The following is a 15,302-nucleotide window of genomic DNA, read 5'->3' on the forward strand; positions in this document are numbered from 1 at the left end:
TGGCCAAAAATATCCCGGGGGAACCGCCAAAGGCGGTGGGGGCAGAGCCCCCTAAACGCCCCAGTCTTCCGCCTGCATCTCCCGCAGGCGCGAGGCGGTGCGCTCGAATTCAAACGTCCCTTCACCTTCGACATACAGCATCTCTGGCTCTGCTGCGGCAGAACAGATCAACCGCACCCGCGCTTCATAGAGCGCATCGATCAGAGTAACAAAGCGCTTGGCTTCGTTGAAATTGTTCCGCGACAGACGCGGGATGTCTTCCAGCACCAAAACCTTAACCGTTTCGGCAATCGACAGATAATCCGCAGGTCCCAGCATCCGGCCGCACAGATCATAAAAGGTCGCCCTGGCAATACCGTTGCGGAACTGAGGCAGCTCAACCGCGCGCCCATTGACCTGCAGCACCAGCGGATCAGCCGAACCACCGGCCAAATCGGTCCAGACCGCGCGAATACTCTGGCGGGCTTCGGGGCCAATCGGGGTGAAATAGACCGGCGCGCCCTCCAACCGGTTCTGCCGATAATCGGTGGGCGAGACCAGTTCCCACACCTGCAGCTGCTCTTTGATATGCGCGATAAAGGGCAGGAACAGCTGCCGGTTCAGCCCGTCCTCATACAGATCATCCGGATGCCGGTTCGATGTCGTTACGACCACCACACCGCCTGCATGCAACATGTCGAACAAACGCCCAACGATCATCGCATCGGTGATGTCGGTGATCTGCATCTCATCAAAGGCCAGCAACCGGACGGATTTGACCACATCTTCCGCCACCGGTGCCAGCGCATCCTCAACACCGTCCTTGCGCGCTTTGTGCATACCTGCGTGGATTTCCTGCATGAAGGCATGAAAGTGAACGCGGCGCGCGGGAATGCCCTGCAAACTGTCGACGAACATATCCATCAACATGGATTTTCCACGCCCAACACCGCCCCACAGGTATAACCCTTTGGGCGCGGGCGGTGCTTTGCGAAACAAACCACGCTTTACAGGGGCTGCCAGCGCTGCACGGATCCGTTCGAAATGCGGCAGCACGGCCTCTTGCGCATCGTCGCGGGTCAGTTCGCCGGCGTCGATGCGAGTGTCATAAAGCGAGATCAAATCCGTCATAAGTCAGAGCCTTACCGATGAGACGGCGACTTGAAAAGCAAGCAGTTCTGCCGATACATCAAAATTCCTTATCCTCGACCGCAAATCTGTTGAATTGACGGGCAGAGTGAATCCGGTACCGTCGGCAAACACTTATTGGACTGAGGCCCCAATGCAGCATTCTGCCCGCCTAATAAATCCAATCCTGATCGTAGGATGTATCATCATCACGGTCAGTTTCGCTGTGCGTGCCTCGTTCGGGGTATTCCAGATCCCGATCGCGGATGAGTTCGGCTGGCTGCGCACGGATTTCTCGCTTGCGATTGCGATTCAAAATCTGGCCTGGGGCATCGGGCAACCCATCTTCGCCGCGATCGCCGAAAAGATTGGGGATCGTAAGGCAATCATTCTTGGGGCGCTGACCTATGCGGCAGGCATGGTTTTGTCGGCCTGGTCTATCACCCCGTTTGGGCATCAGATGTATGCTTGGCTGGTGGGGTTTGGCATCGCGGGAACCGGGTTCGGCGTGGTCCTTGCGGTGGTTGGTCGGGCCTCATCAGACAAGAACCGGTCCATGTCTTTGGCGATTGTAACTGCGGCTGGCAGCTTCGGCCAAGTGATCGGCGCACCAACCGCCGAATGGCTTCTCACCTTCTTGCCTTGGCAACAGGTCTTCATCGTTTTCGCCATCGCAATCCTTGCCCTTGTGCTGACACTGCCCTTCATGCGTGCCCCGCAGCCGGTCAGCAAAGCCGAGTTGGAAGAAAGCATGAGACAGATTCTTGGAAAAGCGTTCCGAGATCCGTCTTATGCGCTGATCTTTCTGGGCTTTTTCAGCTGCGGTTATCAACTGGCGTTCATCACCGCCCATTTTCCTGCCTTCGTGACCGAGATGTGCGGCCCGATTCAACCCGGAGGCGTCCTGCACTCCCTGGGTATCACCACCACGTCCGCCTTGGGTGCGGTTGCGATTTCGTTGGTAGGTTTAGCCAATATCGGCGGCACGCTACTGGCCGGTTGGGCGGGCAATCATTTCCCCAAGAAATACCTGCTGGCCGCCATCTACACGGCCCGAACCCTCGCGGCGGCGGCGTTCATTCTCATGCCGATTACACCAACATCCGTGATCGTCTTCTCGATTGTCATGGGGTCGCTGTGGCTTGCCACGGTGCCTCTAACCTCGGGCCTTGTCGCACACCTCTACGGCTTGCGCTACATGGGCACGCTTTACGGTTTCATCTTCCTCAGCCACCAGATCGGAGGGTTCCTCGGCGTCTGGTTGGGCGGACGGATGTACGATGTCTATGGTGACTACACAATGGTCTGGTGGATCGGCGTCGCGGTCGGAGCCTTCAGCGCCATTGTTCATTTGCCAATTCGCGAGAATCGAGGCGCGACACCCGCTCCAGCCTAGCGGGCTTCGTCAGAGGTCAGCAACCTCTCGGCCACCAGTCGATCAGCCCAGCCTTGCGGGCCTTTGAAGTGATGCGTCTGCCATCCACGCCCGCGTGCCGTTTCGATATTGTCGATCCGATCATCTGCAAACAAAAGTGACGCGGGCGGCAGGCCACAATCCGCTTCGACCTGCTCATAGATCGGAACATGAGGCTTCACCATCTTCATCCGGCCCGAGACATATTGCCGGTCAAACTCGTTTAGAAATGGGTAGACGGTGGTGGCATAATCGAAATTTTGCACCCCGAAATTCGTTAATGCGAACACCGGCACGCCTTTGGCACGCAACGTCCGCTGCAACCGGACCGAATGTGGAATCTCAGGCGCAGCAAGCTCGATCCATTTGTCGTGCCACATACGGATCTCATTGCGCCATTCGGGGTATTTCTCGGCCCAGTCGTAGATCGTATCTGTGAAGTGATGACCCTGATCCACCAGATCGTTCATGCCATGCAAATCAACCTCTTCGAACATGGCTCGACGGCGATCTTCGCCGATCACGCGATCATAATAGCGCTCGGGCTGCCATTCGATCAGGACATTGCCGATATCAAAGATGACTGCTTGAATGGACATGTCGTGACCCTGCGCTGAATTCGTTCTGCGCGACAACTGAACCAAGCCAAGCGCGTAGGTTCAAGCGCAAACGTAGCGCGCAGCGCTGCCTGGCCCAACCGGAGAAGATGCATCTGTGATGCGTCGCCGCCGGGCGGGAGCCTTATGCCCGTTTTGCAGCCCTGAGTTCCCGTTCCAACGTATCCAGAAACCGGGACCGATCGGCTTTGCCAAATGGTTTACCGCCACCACCTGCGCCCAAAGGGTTGGCCGCGCGCAGATCGGCCATCAGGTCGCGCATGGCCAATTGCTGGCCAATATTGGCGGCTGTGAAGGCCTCACCATTGGGGCGTAGCACGCGGGCCCCGGCGTCAACACATTTTGCGGCCAGCGGGATGTCGGAGGTCACCACCACATCGCCCGGCCCGCAACGCTCGGCAATCCATTTGTCGGCTTCATCGGCCCCTTCCGAGACGATGACCACCTGCACCAACGGGTTTGCCGAAGGCCGCAGCCCGCCATTCGAGACCAACGCTATTGGTACTTTGTGGCGGGTTGCGACCCGCTCGGCCTCGGCCTTCACAGGGCAGGCGTCGCCATCGACATAGAGCGTGGTCACGCTTTCTTGGCCTCTTTGGCTGTTGGCTTTTTCTTTACCTTGAATTCTTCCGGGATCGGCATCCGGTTGAACGCGTCCAGACCGGCGATCTTGTAGGCTTCGGCCAGCGTTGGGTAGTTGAAGGTGTTCTGGACAAAGTAGTCAACTGTGCCTTTCAGGTTCAGCACAGCCTGAGCGATATGGATCAACTCTGTTGCCCCTTCACCCACAATCTGCACCCCCAGAACCCGGCGGGTTTTCAGCGAGAACAGCATCTTCAGCATGCCATGTTCCAACCCCATGATATGCCCACGCGAAGTTTCGCGGAATCGCGCCACGCCAACCTCGTAGGGAATGCCGCGCTCCTGTAATTCCTCTTCGGACATGCCACAGGTGGAGATCTCGGGCACCGAGTAGATGCCATAAGGGTACCAGGGGCTTTCCGGCAGTGTCGGCGTTTCCAGCGCGTGGCAAGCAGCGACACGGCCCTGCTGCAGCGATGTTGAGGCGAGTGACGGATGCCCGATCACGTCACCTGTCGCATAGATATGCGGCACGTCGGTCTGATAGGTCTTGCGATCCACGTTGATCCGGTTGCGATGATCTGTCTCCAGCCCGACCGCGTCCAGATTCAGGGCAGAAGTTGCGCCCATGCGACCGGCGGCAAACAGCAGCATTTCGGCCCGAACATGGCGACCGTTGTCCAGCGTGACCTCGACATGTTCACCCGCATCCTCGATTGTCTCAACAGCAGAGCCGAGGCGCAGATCGACACCGTTTTCGCGTATCTGATGGGTGAATTCATGGATCAGGCGGCTGTCAATGAAATCCAGGAAACTGTCGCGTGGTTCGATCAACGTGACCCGTACGTCCAGGGCCGAGAACATGGTCGCGTATTCCACGCCGATCACCCCGGCACCGATCACGATCAGTGAGCGTGGAATCTCTGCCATTTCCAGAAAATCATCGCCATCCACAACGGTCTTGCCGTTGAACGGTACATAGTCGGGGCGATAGGTCTTGGTTCCGGTCGCGATCAGGAATTTGGCTGCAGTCAGGCGGGTTTTTTCGCCCGCATCCGTCGCGACTTCGATCTCGTGCGGGCCAGTGAATGTTGCCAGCCCGTTCAGGGTTTCCACATGGTTGCGGTTGAACTGATGTTCCAACACGTCAACTTCATGATCCAGTGTCATGTGCAGACGCGCCTTAAGGTCCTCGGCGCGGATCTGGTCTTTGACCCGGTAGGAACGACCGTAGAAACTGCGTTCACGCCAACCAGAGAGGTTCAGCACGGTTTCGCGCAGGGTCTTGGATGGGATCGTGCCCGTGTGGACCGAAACACCACCAAGCCGGTCTTTGCGGTCGATCACCAGCACACGACGCTTCAGCTTACCTGCCTGGATTGCCGCAGACCGCCCCGAAGGGCCCGACCCAATGATGATCAGGTCGTAGTCATATTTGCTCATGCGTTACTCTCCGTACAGCGCTTCGGCGTGGAAGGTAATGTGGTCTTCCATAAAGGTAGAGACAAAGAAATAGGAATGATCATAGCCCGCTTGCAGGCGATAGGTGGCCTGCTGGCGGCGTTCTGCAATCGCAGTGGCCAAAGCTTCGGGGCGCAGCAGATCAATGAATTGGTCATTTGCGCCTGTGTCGATCAGGATCGGGCCGTCAAACCCAACCTCTTTCATCATCAGGGATGCATCGTGCTTTTTCCAAAGCCCTTCATCCTCACCCAGATAAGCAGCCAGCTGTTTGCGACCCCAATCCGCACCGGTTGGGTTCGAGATCGGTGCAAAGGCTGAAACCGAGCGGAACCGTCCCGGAAGGTTCATCGCCAGCGTCAGGGCACCATGGCCACCCATTGAGTGACCGGTGATGGCCTGACGATCCATGTCGATGGCGAAGTTCTCGGCCAGAAGGGCGGGCAGTTCCTCGGCTACGTAGTCCCACATGTTGAAATGCGGGGCCCATGGGGATTGCGTTGCATTCACATAGAACCCGGCGCCCTGACCCAGATCGTAGTCTTCGTGATCGGCCACGGCTTCGCCACGGGGCGAGGTGTCAGGGAAGATAACTGCAATCCCTTGCTCGGCTGCCCAGGCCTGTGCCCCGGCTTTGGTCATCGCGTTTTCATGGGTGCAGGTCAGGCCGGATAGATACCACAGGATCGGAACCGGGCCGTCCTTTGCCTCGGCTGGAAGGAACAGGCCAAAGGTCATATCACATTGGCAAGCTGTTGACGCATGGCGATAGACGCCTTGCACGCCACCGAAACAGGCGTTCTCCGAAACGGTTTCCATCTGGTCTTATCCTCGCATTAGGGTCGGCTAAGGGCTAACGATCCAAGGGCTTCACGTAAAGCCCGGGTGCGTTCGGCGCACGTATTTTTTAAAGGATGAAAATCAGAGCGCAGTGACCCAAGCAATTACAAGCGGTACGGTCAGGATGCTGGCTACGGTCGACAACAGGATCGCTGCCGAGGCGCGATGGGGTGCGACGCCATAATGGGCGGCCAGCATGTAGACATTGCCCGCCACTGGCAGGGCGGCGGCGGCAATTGCTACGGCAGCCGGGAACGTGTCGATGGGCACCAGCCAGAGTACCGCAATCGCGACGCAGGCCGGGTGGACTACCAGTTTACAAAAGCTCAACCAGGCAGCGACCTGAATGCGCTCGGCAGATTTGCCAGCCAGAGACGCCCCGATTGCAAACAGCGCGCCGGGCGTTGCCGCGCCGCCCAGAATGGTTAGAAAATCGTTCAACGGACCTGGGACTGGTACCTGAAAGGCGGACCATATCAGACCGGCGGAAATCGACACGATCATGGGATTCTTGAGCAGCCCTACTCCAATCAGGTGCAGAGTGGCTGGGGTCAGTTTACCATCTCGCCCCCCATTGATCAGGATCACGATGAGCGAGGAAAACACCACAAGATCAACGGCCAGAACCAACATTACCGGTCCAATAGCAGCTTCGGTCAGCAGTAACGCCAGCATCGGCAGGCCCAGAAACCCGACATTGCCGATTGCGGCGCATTGTGCCTCGACCGCTGCTGTGGGGATGTCCAACCCTCGGAACCAGGCGATCAAGGTCGCAATCAGATAAACGGCCAGCGTCCCGATCAGATAGCCAATGATCAGGCGACCATTGAAGATCTCAGCAAATGGCAGGGTCGCGGCAAAGCGAAACAGCATCGCCGAGAGGGCAAAGAAGAACACAAATTTGGTCAGATAAGCCGTGGCTTCGGCGCTGAAAAACCGGCTGCGTCCGGCCCAATAGCCCAGGCCGATGATCGCAAAGAAGGGCAGGGTGCGCAGAAAGATCTCGACCATGGCCTGTCCTAACATGGTTTCGGCCCGTCGCAAGTACGGACATTTGGTTTGCCGCCCTTAGTGAAGCGGGTCGTGCAAGGAAGTGTTTCAACAGAATTGTGAGGTCAATTCACTTGAGCATGCCGAGAATCCTTGTATCTAAACTGAACGGTTTATAAACTCGGAGCACATCAGACTAGGAGACGACATGACCCAGACCGCTACGATCCTGCGCACAGGCCGAAAATTTGAACAGGTTCTGAGCGGGGCCCGAGAGGTTTTTATGGCGGATGGGTTTGAAGGGGCCAGTGTGGATGATATCGCTCGGGCGGCGGGCGTATCAAAGGCAACGCTGTACAGCTATTTTCCCGATAAGCGCCTGCTGTTTGTCGAAGTGGCGCAGACCGAGTGCAGCCGGATGGCAGAGCGCGTTATCGCCATGGTCGATGAGACCAAACCCGTACGTGAGGTTCTGACGATTGCGGCAACTCAGTTGGTCAGCTTTTTTGTTTCCGATTTCAACCAACAGGTCTTCCGGGTCTGCGTTGCTGAACGTGATCGTTTCCCTGAATTGGGCCGGGCGTTTTATGAGGCCGGGCCACAAAACGGGCAACGCAGGATGGCCGAGTATCTGGATAAGGCTGTGGCCAAGGGCGAGCTGGCGATCGAGGATATTCAGATTGCCGCAGAACAGTTTGCTGAACTATGTAAGGTACGCTTGTGGCTGCGTGCCGCTTTCGGGATCCAGAAAGAGTTCAGTCAGGACGAGATTGATGAGGTTGCATTGCACGCGGTCGATATGTTCCTTGCGCGCTACGGAGCCTGAAAGCTAAACCGGCATCAATATTTTGTCCGCATCTGATAGCCCTGATGAAATGTCATCCTGACAAAGGTCACGGGTTTGTTCTGAAACCAAGTGGTGCGTTCCAACTGAAACAGAGGCGTTCCGTGCGGCACTGACAGAAACTCCTGTAGCTGGCCCGCGGCAGGTACCGCAGAGAATGCGATTTCTGCGTTTGAGAACGGAATTTCGGATAAAAGCCATTCGTTCGGGCCGACAGTCAGAAAATCCTGATCGACCACATGGGGCACCGTATCCGTGTTGATCCAGCGTTCTTCGAACTGAAAAGGGCGGTTGTCCGCGTGATGCATGCAGTTCAGATGCAACACCTGTGCCCCCTCTTGCAGCCCCAGCTTGGCCTGCAGCCAGGGTGGGCAGTTGATCATATTGCGACTGACCAGAGCATAGCGGTATTCCGCATTCATATCCTCGATGGTCTGGCGTACCACGGTGATCGGCAGTTTTGCCTGTTTGACTGGGGTGGTCACAACACGGGTACCACCTTTGCGCCGACGCGTGATGATGCCCTCATTGGCCAGTTCGCGCAGGGCACGGTTGACAGTGGCGCGGGCACAGCCAAACTCGGCCGCGAGTTCCAGTTCGGTTGGTAACAGACTGCCCTGTGGCCAGATGCGTGTTTGAATGCGGTTCAGCACCTCATCCCGAATATCCTGAAATCCCATGTTCTTTTGTGCGCTCACAGCTTGTTCGGTCCTTAGTGATATTCATAAGTAATTTATGTCTGTGTATTTGCATAGGCAGAGAATTTGGCCGTCAATTGCCTAAAGCGCAGCCAAAAGGGTGCGCATCGCGTTGCGGTAGTTCGCGATGATCCTGTCACGTTGAACATGCCACCCGCTTTGAACCTGATGTCGACCTGCGGACCACAGGTCAGTGACAACATGATCTTTGGCGGCAAATACCAAACCATCCAACAGTTGATCAGGCCGCAGCGCGCAAAGCGACGGATGCTGGCTGTCAATGGCGACCAGATCAGCCAGATTACCCGGTGCGATCTGCCCTGCATCACGGGCAAGCGCTTGCGCCCCGCCTAAAGCGGCTTTGGAATACAGCGACTGCCCGACCGATCCTTCGCCCGTCACCAACACATTGCGTGACAGATCGCGCAAGCGTTGCGAGTACTCCAGTGTCCTTAATTCCTCGGTCAATGAGATCAGCACATTCGAATCCGAGCCAACGCCAAATGCACCATCCGCTGCCAGAAAGCTTGGGCCATTGAAAGGCCCGTCGCCCAAATTGGCCTCTGTCACCGGGCACAGCCCGGCCACAGCGCCGGACCGGGCCATGGCCTGTGTTTCGGCATCGGTCATATGGGTGGCGTGGATCAAGCACCAGTTGGCATCAACCGGAGCATTGGCCAGCAACCATTCGACCGGGCGGGCGCCTAGCCCGGCCTGTACTTCGGCCACTTCTTTGGGCTGTTCAGCTATATGAATATGGATTGGGCCCTGGCCCTGCGCCTGCAGGACTTCTGCCAGATCGCGCGGGCTGGTGGCGCGCAAAGAGTGTGGGGCGATGCCAACCCGGCAATCACCGGGCAGGTTCGTGGCCGCCGCGTGCGCCTGATCGACCAGTGCGCAGAACCGATTAACATCATTGCCAAACCGTTTCTGGCCTTGCTCCAAAGGGTGCCCTCCGACGCCTGCATAGGTATAGAGCACGGGCAGATGAGTCAGGCCGATGCCTGTTTCTTCGGCGGCAGCCATGATGCGGTCGCTTAGCTCAGCCAGGTGATCATAGGGTTGGCCATCCGGCTGATGATGCAAGTAGTGGAATTCGCCGACTGCCGCATAACCGGCCTCTTGCATCTCCAGATAGACAAGTGCTGCGATCGCCTGAACCTGATCCGGGTTCAAATGTGCAGTAAAGCGATACATCAGATCGCGCCACGTCCAGAAGCTGTCGCGCCCTGCGAGCCGGTATTCGGTCATCCCGGCCATGGCGCGTTGAAACGCATGGCTGTGCAGGTTGGAAAGCGCAGGCAGCAGAGTGTCGACACACGAGTCGCCAGCTTGCGGCGTGGTGTCCTGCGTTAGCGTTCTGATCCTTCCATCCTTGATCTGCACCCTCAGATTTCGGACCCAGCCCGAACCCAGCAAGGCGTTCTGTGCGAAAACGGCAGTCATGAGACTCTCCTAAATATGGATAGACAATAAACATAAATGCATATACTGGAAAAGAGAGAAATTGTGATGTGAGAGTCCCATGCAGCCCCAGGATCATCTTTTGATTGATTTGCGTGCCGCGACGATGTCAGGCGCGGATGCCTATGGGTTGATTGACGATGCCGCGATTGCCGTTCAGGCGGGAAAAATCGCTTGGGTTGGTCCGCGAGCGGATGTGCCAGATGCCTATGCGGCACTGCCTCAGCGCGCGCTCGAAGGTCGATTGGTAACCCCTGCGCTGATCGATTGTCACACTCATGTGGTGCATGGCGGCCATCGCGCGGTTGAGTTTGAGATGCGCCTGAACGGGGCCAGCTATGAAGAGGTTGCGCGCGCGGGTGGCGGTATCATTTCGACCGTGACTGCAACCCATACCGCCAGCGTTGCCGATCTAATCGCGCAGGCCTTGCCGCGCGTGGACGCCATGATGGGCGAAGGTGTGGCGGTAATCGAGGTTAAATCAGGCTATGGGCTGGATCGAGACACCGAACTGAACATGCTGCGCGCCGCCCGTGCATTGCCGCAGCATCGTCCAGTGAGGGTTGTGACCAGTTTTCTGGGTGCACATGCTGTGCCAGCAGAGTATAACGGACGCCCCGACGCCTATATTGCCGAGGTCTGTATCCCGACGCTGCGTGCGGCCCAAGCCGAAGGGCTGGTGGATGCGGTGGATGCGTTCTGTGAGGGCATTGCCTTTCAACCTTACCAGCTGGTGCCTTTATTCGATGCGGCGCAGGAGCTTGGCCTGCCGATCAAACTCCATGCCGAGCAGTTGTCCAATCTAGGCGGGGCTAAGCTGGCAGCCTCAAATGGTGCTCTGTCGGCGGATCACATTGAATATCTGGACGAAGACGGGGCGCTCGCCATGGCCCAGGCGGGCACCGTCGGTGTGATCCTGCCCGGCGCCTTCTACACCCTGCGCGAGACGCAGGCCCCACCCATCGACTTGCTGCGCAAACACAATGTGCTGATGGCCCTGGCAACGGATTGCAATCCTGGCTCGGCTCCGATGACCTCGTTGCTGTTGACCATGAATATGGGTTGCACCCTGTTCCGCATGACACCCGAAGAGGCATTGCGGGGTGTAACCACCCATGCCGCCCGTGCCTTGGGGCTAAAGGACTGCGGCCAGATTGCCCCCGGCTTGCGCGCAGATCTGGCCGTTTGGGATGTGGCCCACCCGGCCGAGCTGGCCTATCGCATCGGATTTAACCCGCTTCATGCCCGCATCATCGGAGGTGCAGTTTGACCACCCTGACACTCACGCCCGGCGCTGTTTCACTGGCGCAGCTGGAACAGGTCTATCGCGAAGAATGCGCTGTCAGGCTGGACCCGGCGTGCCGGCCTGATATCAAAGCCGCCCATGCCCGCATTGCCGATGCGGCGGCGGGTGAGGCGGCGGTTTACGGGGTCAATACCGGCTTTGGCAAACTGGCCAGCGTCAAGATCGCGGCCGAGGACACGGCGACCCTCCAGCGCAACCTGATCCTGTCGCATTGCTGTGGCGTTGGGCCTGCCATCCCGCGGGCGCATGCGCGGTTGATGATGGCACTGAAACTGCTCAGTCTTGGGCGCGGCGCATCTGGCGTGCGGCTGGAGCTGATCGATCTGCTGGAGGCGATGCTGGACAAAGGCGTGACCCCGGTGATTCCCGCGCAGGGGTCGGTCGGTGCTTCGGGCGATCTCGCCCCGTTGTCGCATATGGCGGCGGTCATGATGGGTGCGGGTGAGGCAGAGTTTGACGGTCAGGTCATGGCGGGCGGTCCGGCATTGGCGGCTGCCGGTCTGACGCCGGTGGAACTGGGCCCGAAAGAAGGTCTGGCGCTGATCAATGGCACCCAGTTTTCGACCGCGTTTGCACTGGCGGGTTTGTTTGGAGCATGGCAGGCGGCGCAAAGCGCGTTGGTCACGTCGGCGCTCACCACCGATGGCATCATGGGCTCGACGGCGCCTTTGCAGCCCGAGATTCATACTCTGCGCGGCCATCGCGGCCAGATCGAAGCAGGGGCAACCATGCGCGCACTATTGGCTGGATCGGTGATCCGCGAAAGCCACCGCGAGGGCGATACGCGCGTTCAGGACCCGTATTGCATTCGCTGTCAACCACAGGTCGTCGGCGCGGCGATGGATGTGCTGCGTCAGGCCTCTGTGACGCTTGAGATTGAGGCGAATGCAGCCACCGATAACCCTCTGGTCCTGTCCGAGGCTGGTCTGATCGTTTCAGGTGGTAACTTCCATGCGGAACCGGTGGGTTTTGCTGCTGACATGATCGCGCTGGCCGTGGCCGAGATCGGGGCGATTGCCCAACGCCGTATCGCGCTGATCGTCGATCCGGTACTCAGCTTTGATCTGCCGCCCTTCCTGACACCCAATCCGGGTCTGAACTCGGGCCTGATGATCGCCGAGGTCACCACGGCGGCCCTGATGAGTGAAAACAAACATCTGGCCAACCCCTGTGTGACGGATAGCACACCGACCTCGGCCAATCAGGAGGACCATGTCAGCATGGCGGCCCATGGCGCGCGGCGCCTGGGGCAGATGGTGACCAATCTGGAACGTATTCTGGGTGTCGAATTGTTATGCGCCACGCAAGGGGTCGAGTTCCGCGCGCCTTTGCCCACCAGCCAGACCTTGCAGGGCGTGATGGCGCGGCTGCGCGCCTTAGTGCCGCCGCTTGGTGAGGACCGCTATACCGCGCCCGATATCGAGGTAGCCTATAGACTGATTGCCAGTGGTGAGATTGCACACAACACAGGCGTCGATATGCCGGAACTGGGCGCATGATTGATCCAGTTGCGGTCACTCAAGGCGACAGCCCCATCGTGCTGGGCCTGCCTCATACTGGCACTTATGTGCCGCCTCAGATCGAAGCCAAGCTGAACAACCAGGGCAGGGGGCTGGCAGACACCGACTGGCATATTGACCGGCTCTATGATGGGCTGATCCCCGATGCCACGATCGTGCGTGCCACATTCCATCGCTATGTGATCGATGCCAATCGCGATCCGGCGGGCGTGTCGCTCTATCCCGGTCAGAATACCACAACGCTGGTGCCGCTTACGGATTTTGACGGCCACGGCATCTGGGATCAGCCGCCGTCCGAGCCTGAAATCGCCGAACGCAGGGCGATGTTCCACGCGCCGTATCACGCCGCCCTTGAGGCTGAGCTGGCGCGGGTCAAGGCGATCCACGGGGTGGCGGTATTGTATGACTGCCATTCGATCCGCAGCCACATCCCGTTCCTGTTCCACGGCACTCTGCCAGACATGAATCTCGGCACAAATGGCGGCGTCACATGCGCGCCGCAGATTGAGGCCATTGCCCATGAATTTGCCGCCTCGTCCCCCTATGGCACCGTCCTGAACGAACGTTTCAAAGGCGGGTGGACCACCCGGCATTATGGCCGCCCTGCCGAGGGGCTGCACGCCATCCAGATGGAACTGGCCCAGTCCACTTATCTGCGCGCCGAAACGGCACCATGGAGCTATGACACCCAAAAAGCCGACCGTCTGCGACGTTGGCTCAAAGACCTACTCGACGCTATCCACGACACTGCATTGGAGCTTGCCCGATGACCGACCCTCGCAAAAACACCCGTGATATCTATCCGCCCACCGGGTCTGAGCTGAACGCCAAAAGCTGGATGACCGAGGCGCCCCTGCGGATGATGATGAACAACCTGCACCCGGATGTGGCCGAGAACCCACATGAGCTGGTGGTCTACGGTGGCATTGGCCGCGCGGCACGGACGTGGAAGGATTTTGACACCATCGTCGCCAGTCTCAAGGATCTTGAGGAAGATGAGACGCTGGTGGTGCAATCCGGCAAACCGGTGGCCATTGTGCGGACGCATACGGATGCGCCTCGGGTGCTGATCGCCAATTCAAACCTCGTGCCGCATTGGGCCAACTGGGATCATTTCAACGAGCTCGATAAGAAGGGTTTGATGATGTACGGCCAGATGACCGCTGGCTCGTGGATTTACATTGGCACGCAGGGCATCGTTCAGGGCACCTATGAGACCTTTGCCGAGGCCGGGCGTCAGCATTATGACGGCGACCTGACCGGCAAGTGGATTCTAACGGGGGGTCTGGGCGGCATGGGGGGCGCGCAGCCGCTGGCCGCTGTATTCGCCGGTGCCTGCTGTCTGGCGGTCGAGTGCAACCCGGACAGTATCGATTTCCGTCTGCGCACCAAATACCTGGATGAAAAGGCCGAGACGCTGGACGAGGCGCTTGAGATGATCGACCGCTGGACCAAGGCGAGTGAGGCCAAATCGGTTGGCCTGCTGGGCAATGCCGCCGAGATATTCCCCGAGATCTACGCGCGGATGCGTGCCGGTGGCATGCGTCCCGATATCGTCACCGACCAGACCAGCGCACATGACCCGGTCAACGGTTATCTGCCCATCGGCTGGTCCATGGCGCAGTGGAAGGACAAGCGCGAAAGCGATCCAAAGGCTGTCGAGAAAGCCTCACGCGCGTCGATGAAGCGACATGTCGCCGCCATGGTCGATTTCTGGAATGCAGGCGTTCCGACTTTGGATTACGGCAACAACATCCGGCAAGTGGCGCAGGATGAAGGTCTGGAGAACGCCTTTGCCTTCCCCGGTTTCGTGCCCGCCTATATCCGCCCTTTGTTCTGCCGAGGCATCGGTCCGTTCCGCTGGTGCGCGCTGTCGGGTGATCTGGAGGATATCTACAAAACCGACGCCAAGATGAAGGAGCTGTTCCCCGAGAACACCCATCTGCACAACTGGCTGGATATGGCGCAGGAGCGGATCGCCTTCCAGGGCCTGCCAGCGCGTATCTGCTGGATCGGATTGGGTGATCGTCACAAGGCCGGATTGGCCTTCAATGAAATGGTTCGGAACGGGGAATTAAAAGCACCCGTGGTGATTGGTCGGGACCATTTGGACAGTGGCTCAGTCGCCTCGCCCAACCGCGAGACTGAGGCGATGAAAGATGGCTCGGACGCAGTGTCGGATTGGCCGTTGCTGAACGCACTGGTCAATACGGCCTCGGGCGCGACCTGGGTCAGCCTGCACCATGGCGGAGGGGTCGGTATGGGCTTTAGCCAGCATGCGGGCGTAGTGATCTGTGCTGACGGCACCGACGCAGCAGCAAAACGTCTTAAGCGGGTGCTGTGGAATGACCCGGCATCCGGCGTGTGGCGCCATGCGGATGCGGGGTATGACATCGCCAAGGAGTGCGCCCGCGAACATGGGCTGCGTTTGCCGGGTATTCTGGATTGATCACATGCAA

General features: G+C 58.6%; 14 protein-coding genes. 6 read left to right on the top strand and 8 right to left on the bottom strand.

Annotated elements, in window-relative coordinates; translation table 11 throughout:
* Positions 1-51: 51 nt before the first annotated feature.
* A complete protein-coding gene (zapE, locus tag ACR0KG_RS09290) occupies positions 52-1,110 on the bottom strand; it encodes a cell division protein ZapE (RefSeq protein WP_480827095.1) in 1,059 nt (352 codons plus the stop codon).
* Positions 1,111-1,261: 151 nt separating this feature from the next.
* Here zapE and ACR0KG_RS09295 point away from each other — a divergent pair, with 151 nt between their 5' ends.
* On the top strand, positions 1,262-2,503 hold the full coding sequence (locus ACR0KG_RS09295) for an MFS transporter (RefSeq protein ID WP_480827096.1): 1,242 nt from the start codon (positions 1,262-1,264) through the stop codon (positions 2,501-2,503).
* Here the strand turns inward: ACR0KG_RS09295 and ACR0KG_RS09300 are convergent.
* The 5 genes from ACR0KG_RS09300 to ACR0KG_RS09320 form a co-directional block, all read right to left on the bottom strand.
* Positions 2,500-3,120: an HAD family hydrolase gene (locus ACR0KG_RS09300; RefSeq protein WP_480827097.1), complete on the bottom strand. Its 621-nt coding sequence runs from the start codon at positions 3,118-3,120 to the stop codon at positions 2,500-2,502. The two genes, ACR0KG_RS09295 and ACR0KG_RS09300, sit on opposite strands and share 4 nt — an antisense overlap.
* A gap of 142 nt (positions 3,121-3,262) precedes the next feature.
* Positions 3,263-3,718, bottom strand: coding sequence for a YaiI/YqxD family protein (locus ACR0KG_RS09305; protein WP_480827098.1), 456 nt, complete (start codon positions 3,716-3,718; stop codon positions 3,263-3,265).
* Positions 3,715-5,163 carry a Si-specific NAD(P)(+) transhydrogenase gene (gene sthA, locus ACR0KG_RS09310; protein WP_480827099.1) on the bottom strand — a complete coding sequence of 483 codons (1,449 nt, stop codon included), beginning with the start codon at positions 5,161-5,163 and terminating at the stop codon, positions 3,715-3,717. The genes ACR0KG_RS09305 and sthA overlap by 4 nt, the downstream gene beginning before the upstream one ends.
* Before the next feature lie 3 nt (positions 5,164-5,166).
* Positions 5,167-6,000, bottom strand: coding sequence for an S-formylglutathione hydrolase (gene fghA, locus ACR0KG_RS09315; protein WP_480548021.1), 834 nt, complete (start codon positions 5,998-6,000; stop codon positions 5,167-5,169).
* A gap of 102 nt (positions 6,001-6,102) precedes the next feature.
* Entirely contained in the window at positions 6,103-7,032 is a 930-nt protein-coding gene (locus tag ACR0KG_RS09320) for an AEC family transporter (RefSeq protein ID WP_480544005.1), read from the bottom strand.
* Between the two features lie 187 nt (positions 7,033-7,219).
* Here ACR0KG_RS09320 and ACR0KG_RS09325 point away from each other — a divergent pair, with 187 nt between their 5' ends.
* Positions 7,220-7,837: a TetR/AcrR family transcriptional regulator gene (locus ACR0KG_RS09325; RefSeq protein WP_170534794.1), complete on the top strand. Its 618-nt coding sequence runs from the start codon at positions 7,220-7,222 to the stop codon at positions 7,835-7,837.
* A 14-nt stretch (positions 7,838-7,851) separates the two neighbouring features.
* Here ACR0KG_RS09325 and ACR0KG_RS09330 read toward each other — a convergent pair whose 3' ends face one another.
* Together ACR0KG_RS09330 and ACR0KG_RS09335 are read right to left on the bottom strand one after the other, a co-directional pair.
* Positions 7,852-8,553 (bottom strand): UTRA domain-containing protein, encoded by a 702-nt coding sequence (locus ACR0KG_RS09330; RefSeq protein WP_480548020.1) that lies wholly within the window; start codon positions 8,551-8,553, stop codon positions 7,852-7,854.
* 81 nt (positions 8,554-8,634) lie between these two features.
* Positions 8,635-9,999: a formimidoylglutamate deiminase gene (locus ACR0KG_RS09335; RefSeq protein ID WP_480548019.1), complete on the bottom strand. Its 1,365-nt coding sequence runs from the start codon at positions 9,997-9,999 to the stop codon at positions 8,635-8,637.
* A gap of 79 nt (positions 10,000-10,078) precedes the next feature.
* On the opposite strand from ACR0KG_RS09335, the gene hutI reads away from it, so the two are divergent.
* Genes hutI through hutU form a run of 4 tightly spaced genes read left to right on the top strand, consistent with a single transcriptional unit; the run spans position 10,079 to position 15,292 of the window.
* Positions 10,079-11,287, top strand: coding sequence for an imidazolonepropionase (gene hutI, locus ACR0KG_RS09340; protein ID WP_480827100.1), 1,209 nt, complete (start codon positions 10,079-10,081; stop codon positions 11,285-11,287).
* Entirely contained in the window at positions 11,284-12,822 is a 1,539-nt protein-coding gene (gene hutH, locus ACR0KG_RS09345) for a histidine ammonia-lyase (protein ID WP_480827101.1), read from the top strand. Before hutI ends, hutH begins: the two co-directional genes overlap by 4 nt.
* A complete protein-coding gene (hutG, locus tag ACR0KG_RS09350; protein ID WP_480548016.1) occupies positions 12,819-13,613 on the top strand; it encodes an N-formylglutamate deformylase in 795 nt (264 codons plus the stop codon). Before hutH ends, hutG begins: the two co-directional genes overlap by 4 nt.
* Positions 13,610-15,292 (top strand): urocanate hydratase, encoded by a 1,683-nt coding sequence (hutU, locus tag ACR0KG_RS09355; protein ID WP_480827102.1) that lies wholly within the window; start codon positions 13,610-13,612, stop codon positions 15,290-15,292. Before hutG ends, hutU begins: the two co-directional genes overlap by 4 nt.
* Positions 15,293-15,302 lie beyond the last annotated feature (10 nt).

Source organism: Ruegeria sp. H4, assembly GCF_056533065.1.

Coding starts and splice junctions, on each gene's coding strand:
- zapE (WP_480827095.1), bottom strand. CDS start 1,110: ATGACGGATTTGATCTCGCTTTATGACACTCGCATCGACGCCGGCGAA.
- ACR0KG_RS09295 (WP_480827096.1), top strand. CDS start 1,262: ATGCAGCATTCTGCCCGCCTAATAAATCCAATCCTGATCGTAGGATGT.
- ACR0KG_RS09300 (WP_480827097.1), bottom strand. CDS start 3,120: ATGTCCATTCAAGCAGTCATCTTTGATATCGGCAATGTCCTGATCGAA.
- sthA (WP_480827099.1), bottom strand. CDS start 5,163: ATGAGCAAATATGACTACGACCTGATCATCATTGGGTCGGGCCCTTCG.
- fghA (WP_480548021.1), bottom strand. CDS start 6,000: ATGGAAACCGTTTCGGAGAACGCCTGTTTCGGTGGCGTGCAAGGCGTC.
- ACR0KG_RS09320 (WP_480544005.1), bottom strand. CDS start 7,032: ATGGTCGAGATCTTTCTGCGCACCCTGCCCTTCTTTGCGATCATCGGC.
- ACR0KG_RS09325 (WP_170534794.1), top strand. CDS start 7,220: ATGACCCAGACCGCTACGATCCTGCGCACAGGCCGAAAATTTGAACAG.
- ACR0KG_RS09335 (WP_480548019.1), bottom strand. CDS start 9,999: ATGACTGCCGTTTTCGCACAGAACGCCTTGCTGGGTTCGGGCTGGGTC.
- hutI (WP_480827100.1), top strand. CDS start 10,079: ATGCAGCCCCAGGATCATCTTTTGATTGATTTGCGTGCCGCGACGATG.
- hutG (WP_480548016.1), top strand. CDS start 12,819: ATGATTGATCCAGTTGCGGTCACTCAAGGCGACAGCCCCATCGTGCTG.
- hutU (WP_480827102.1), top strand. CDS start 13,610: ATGACCGACCCTCGCAAAAACACCCGTGATATCTATCCGCCCACCGGG.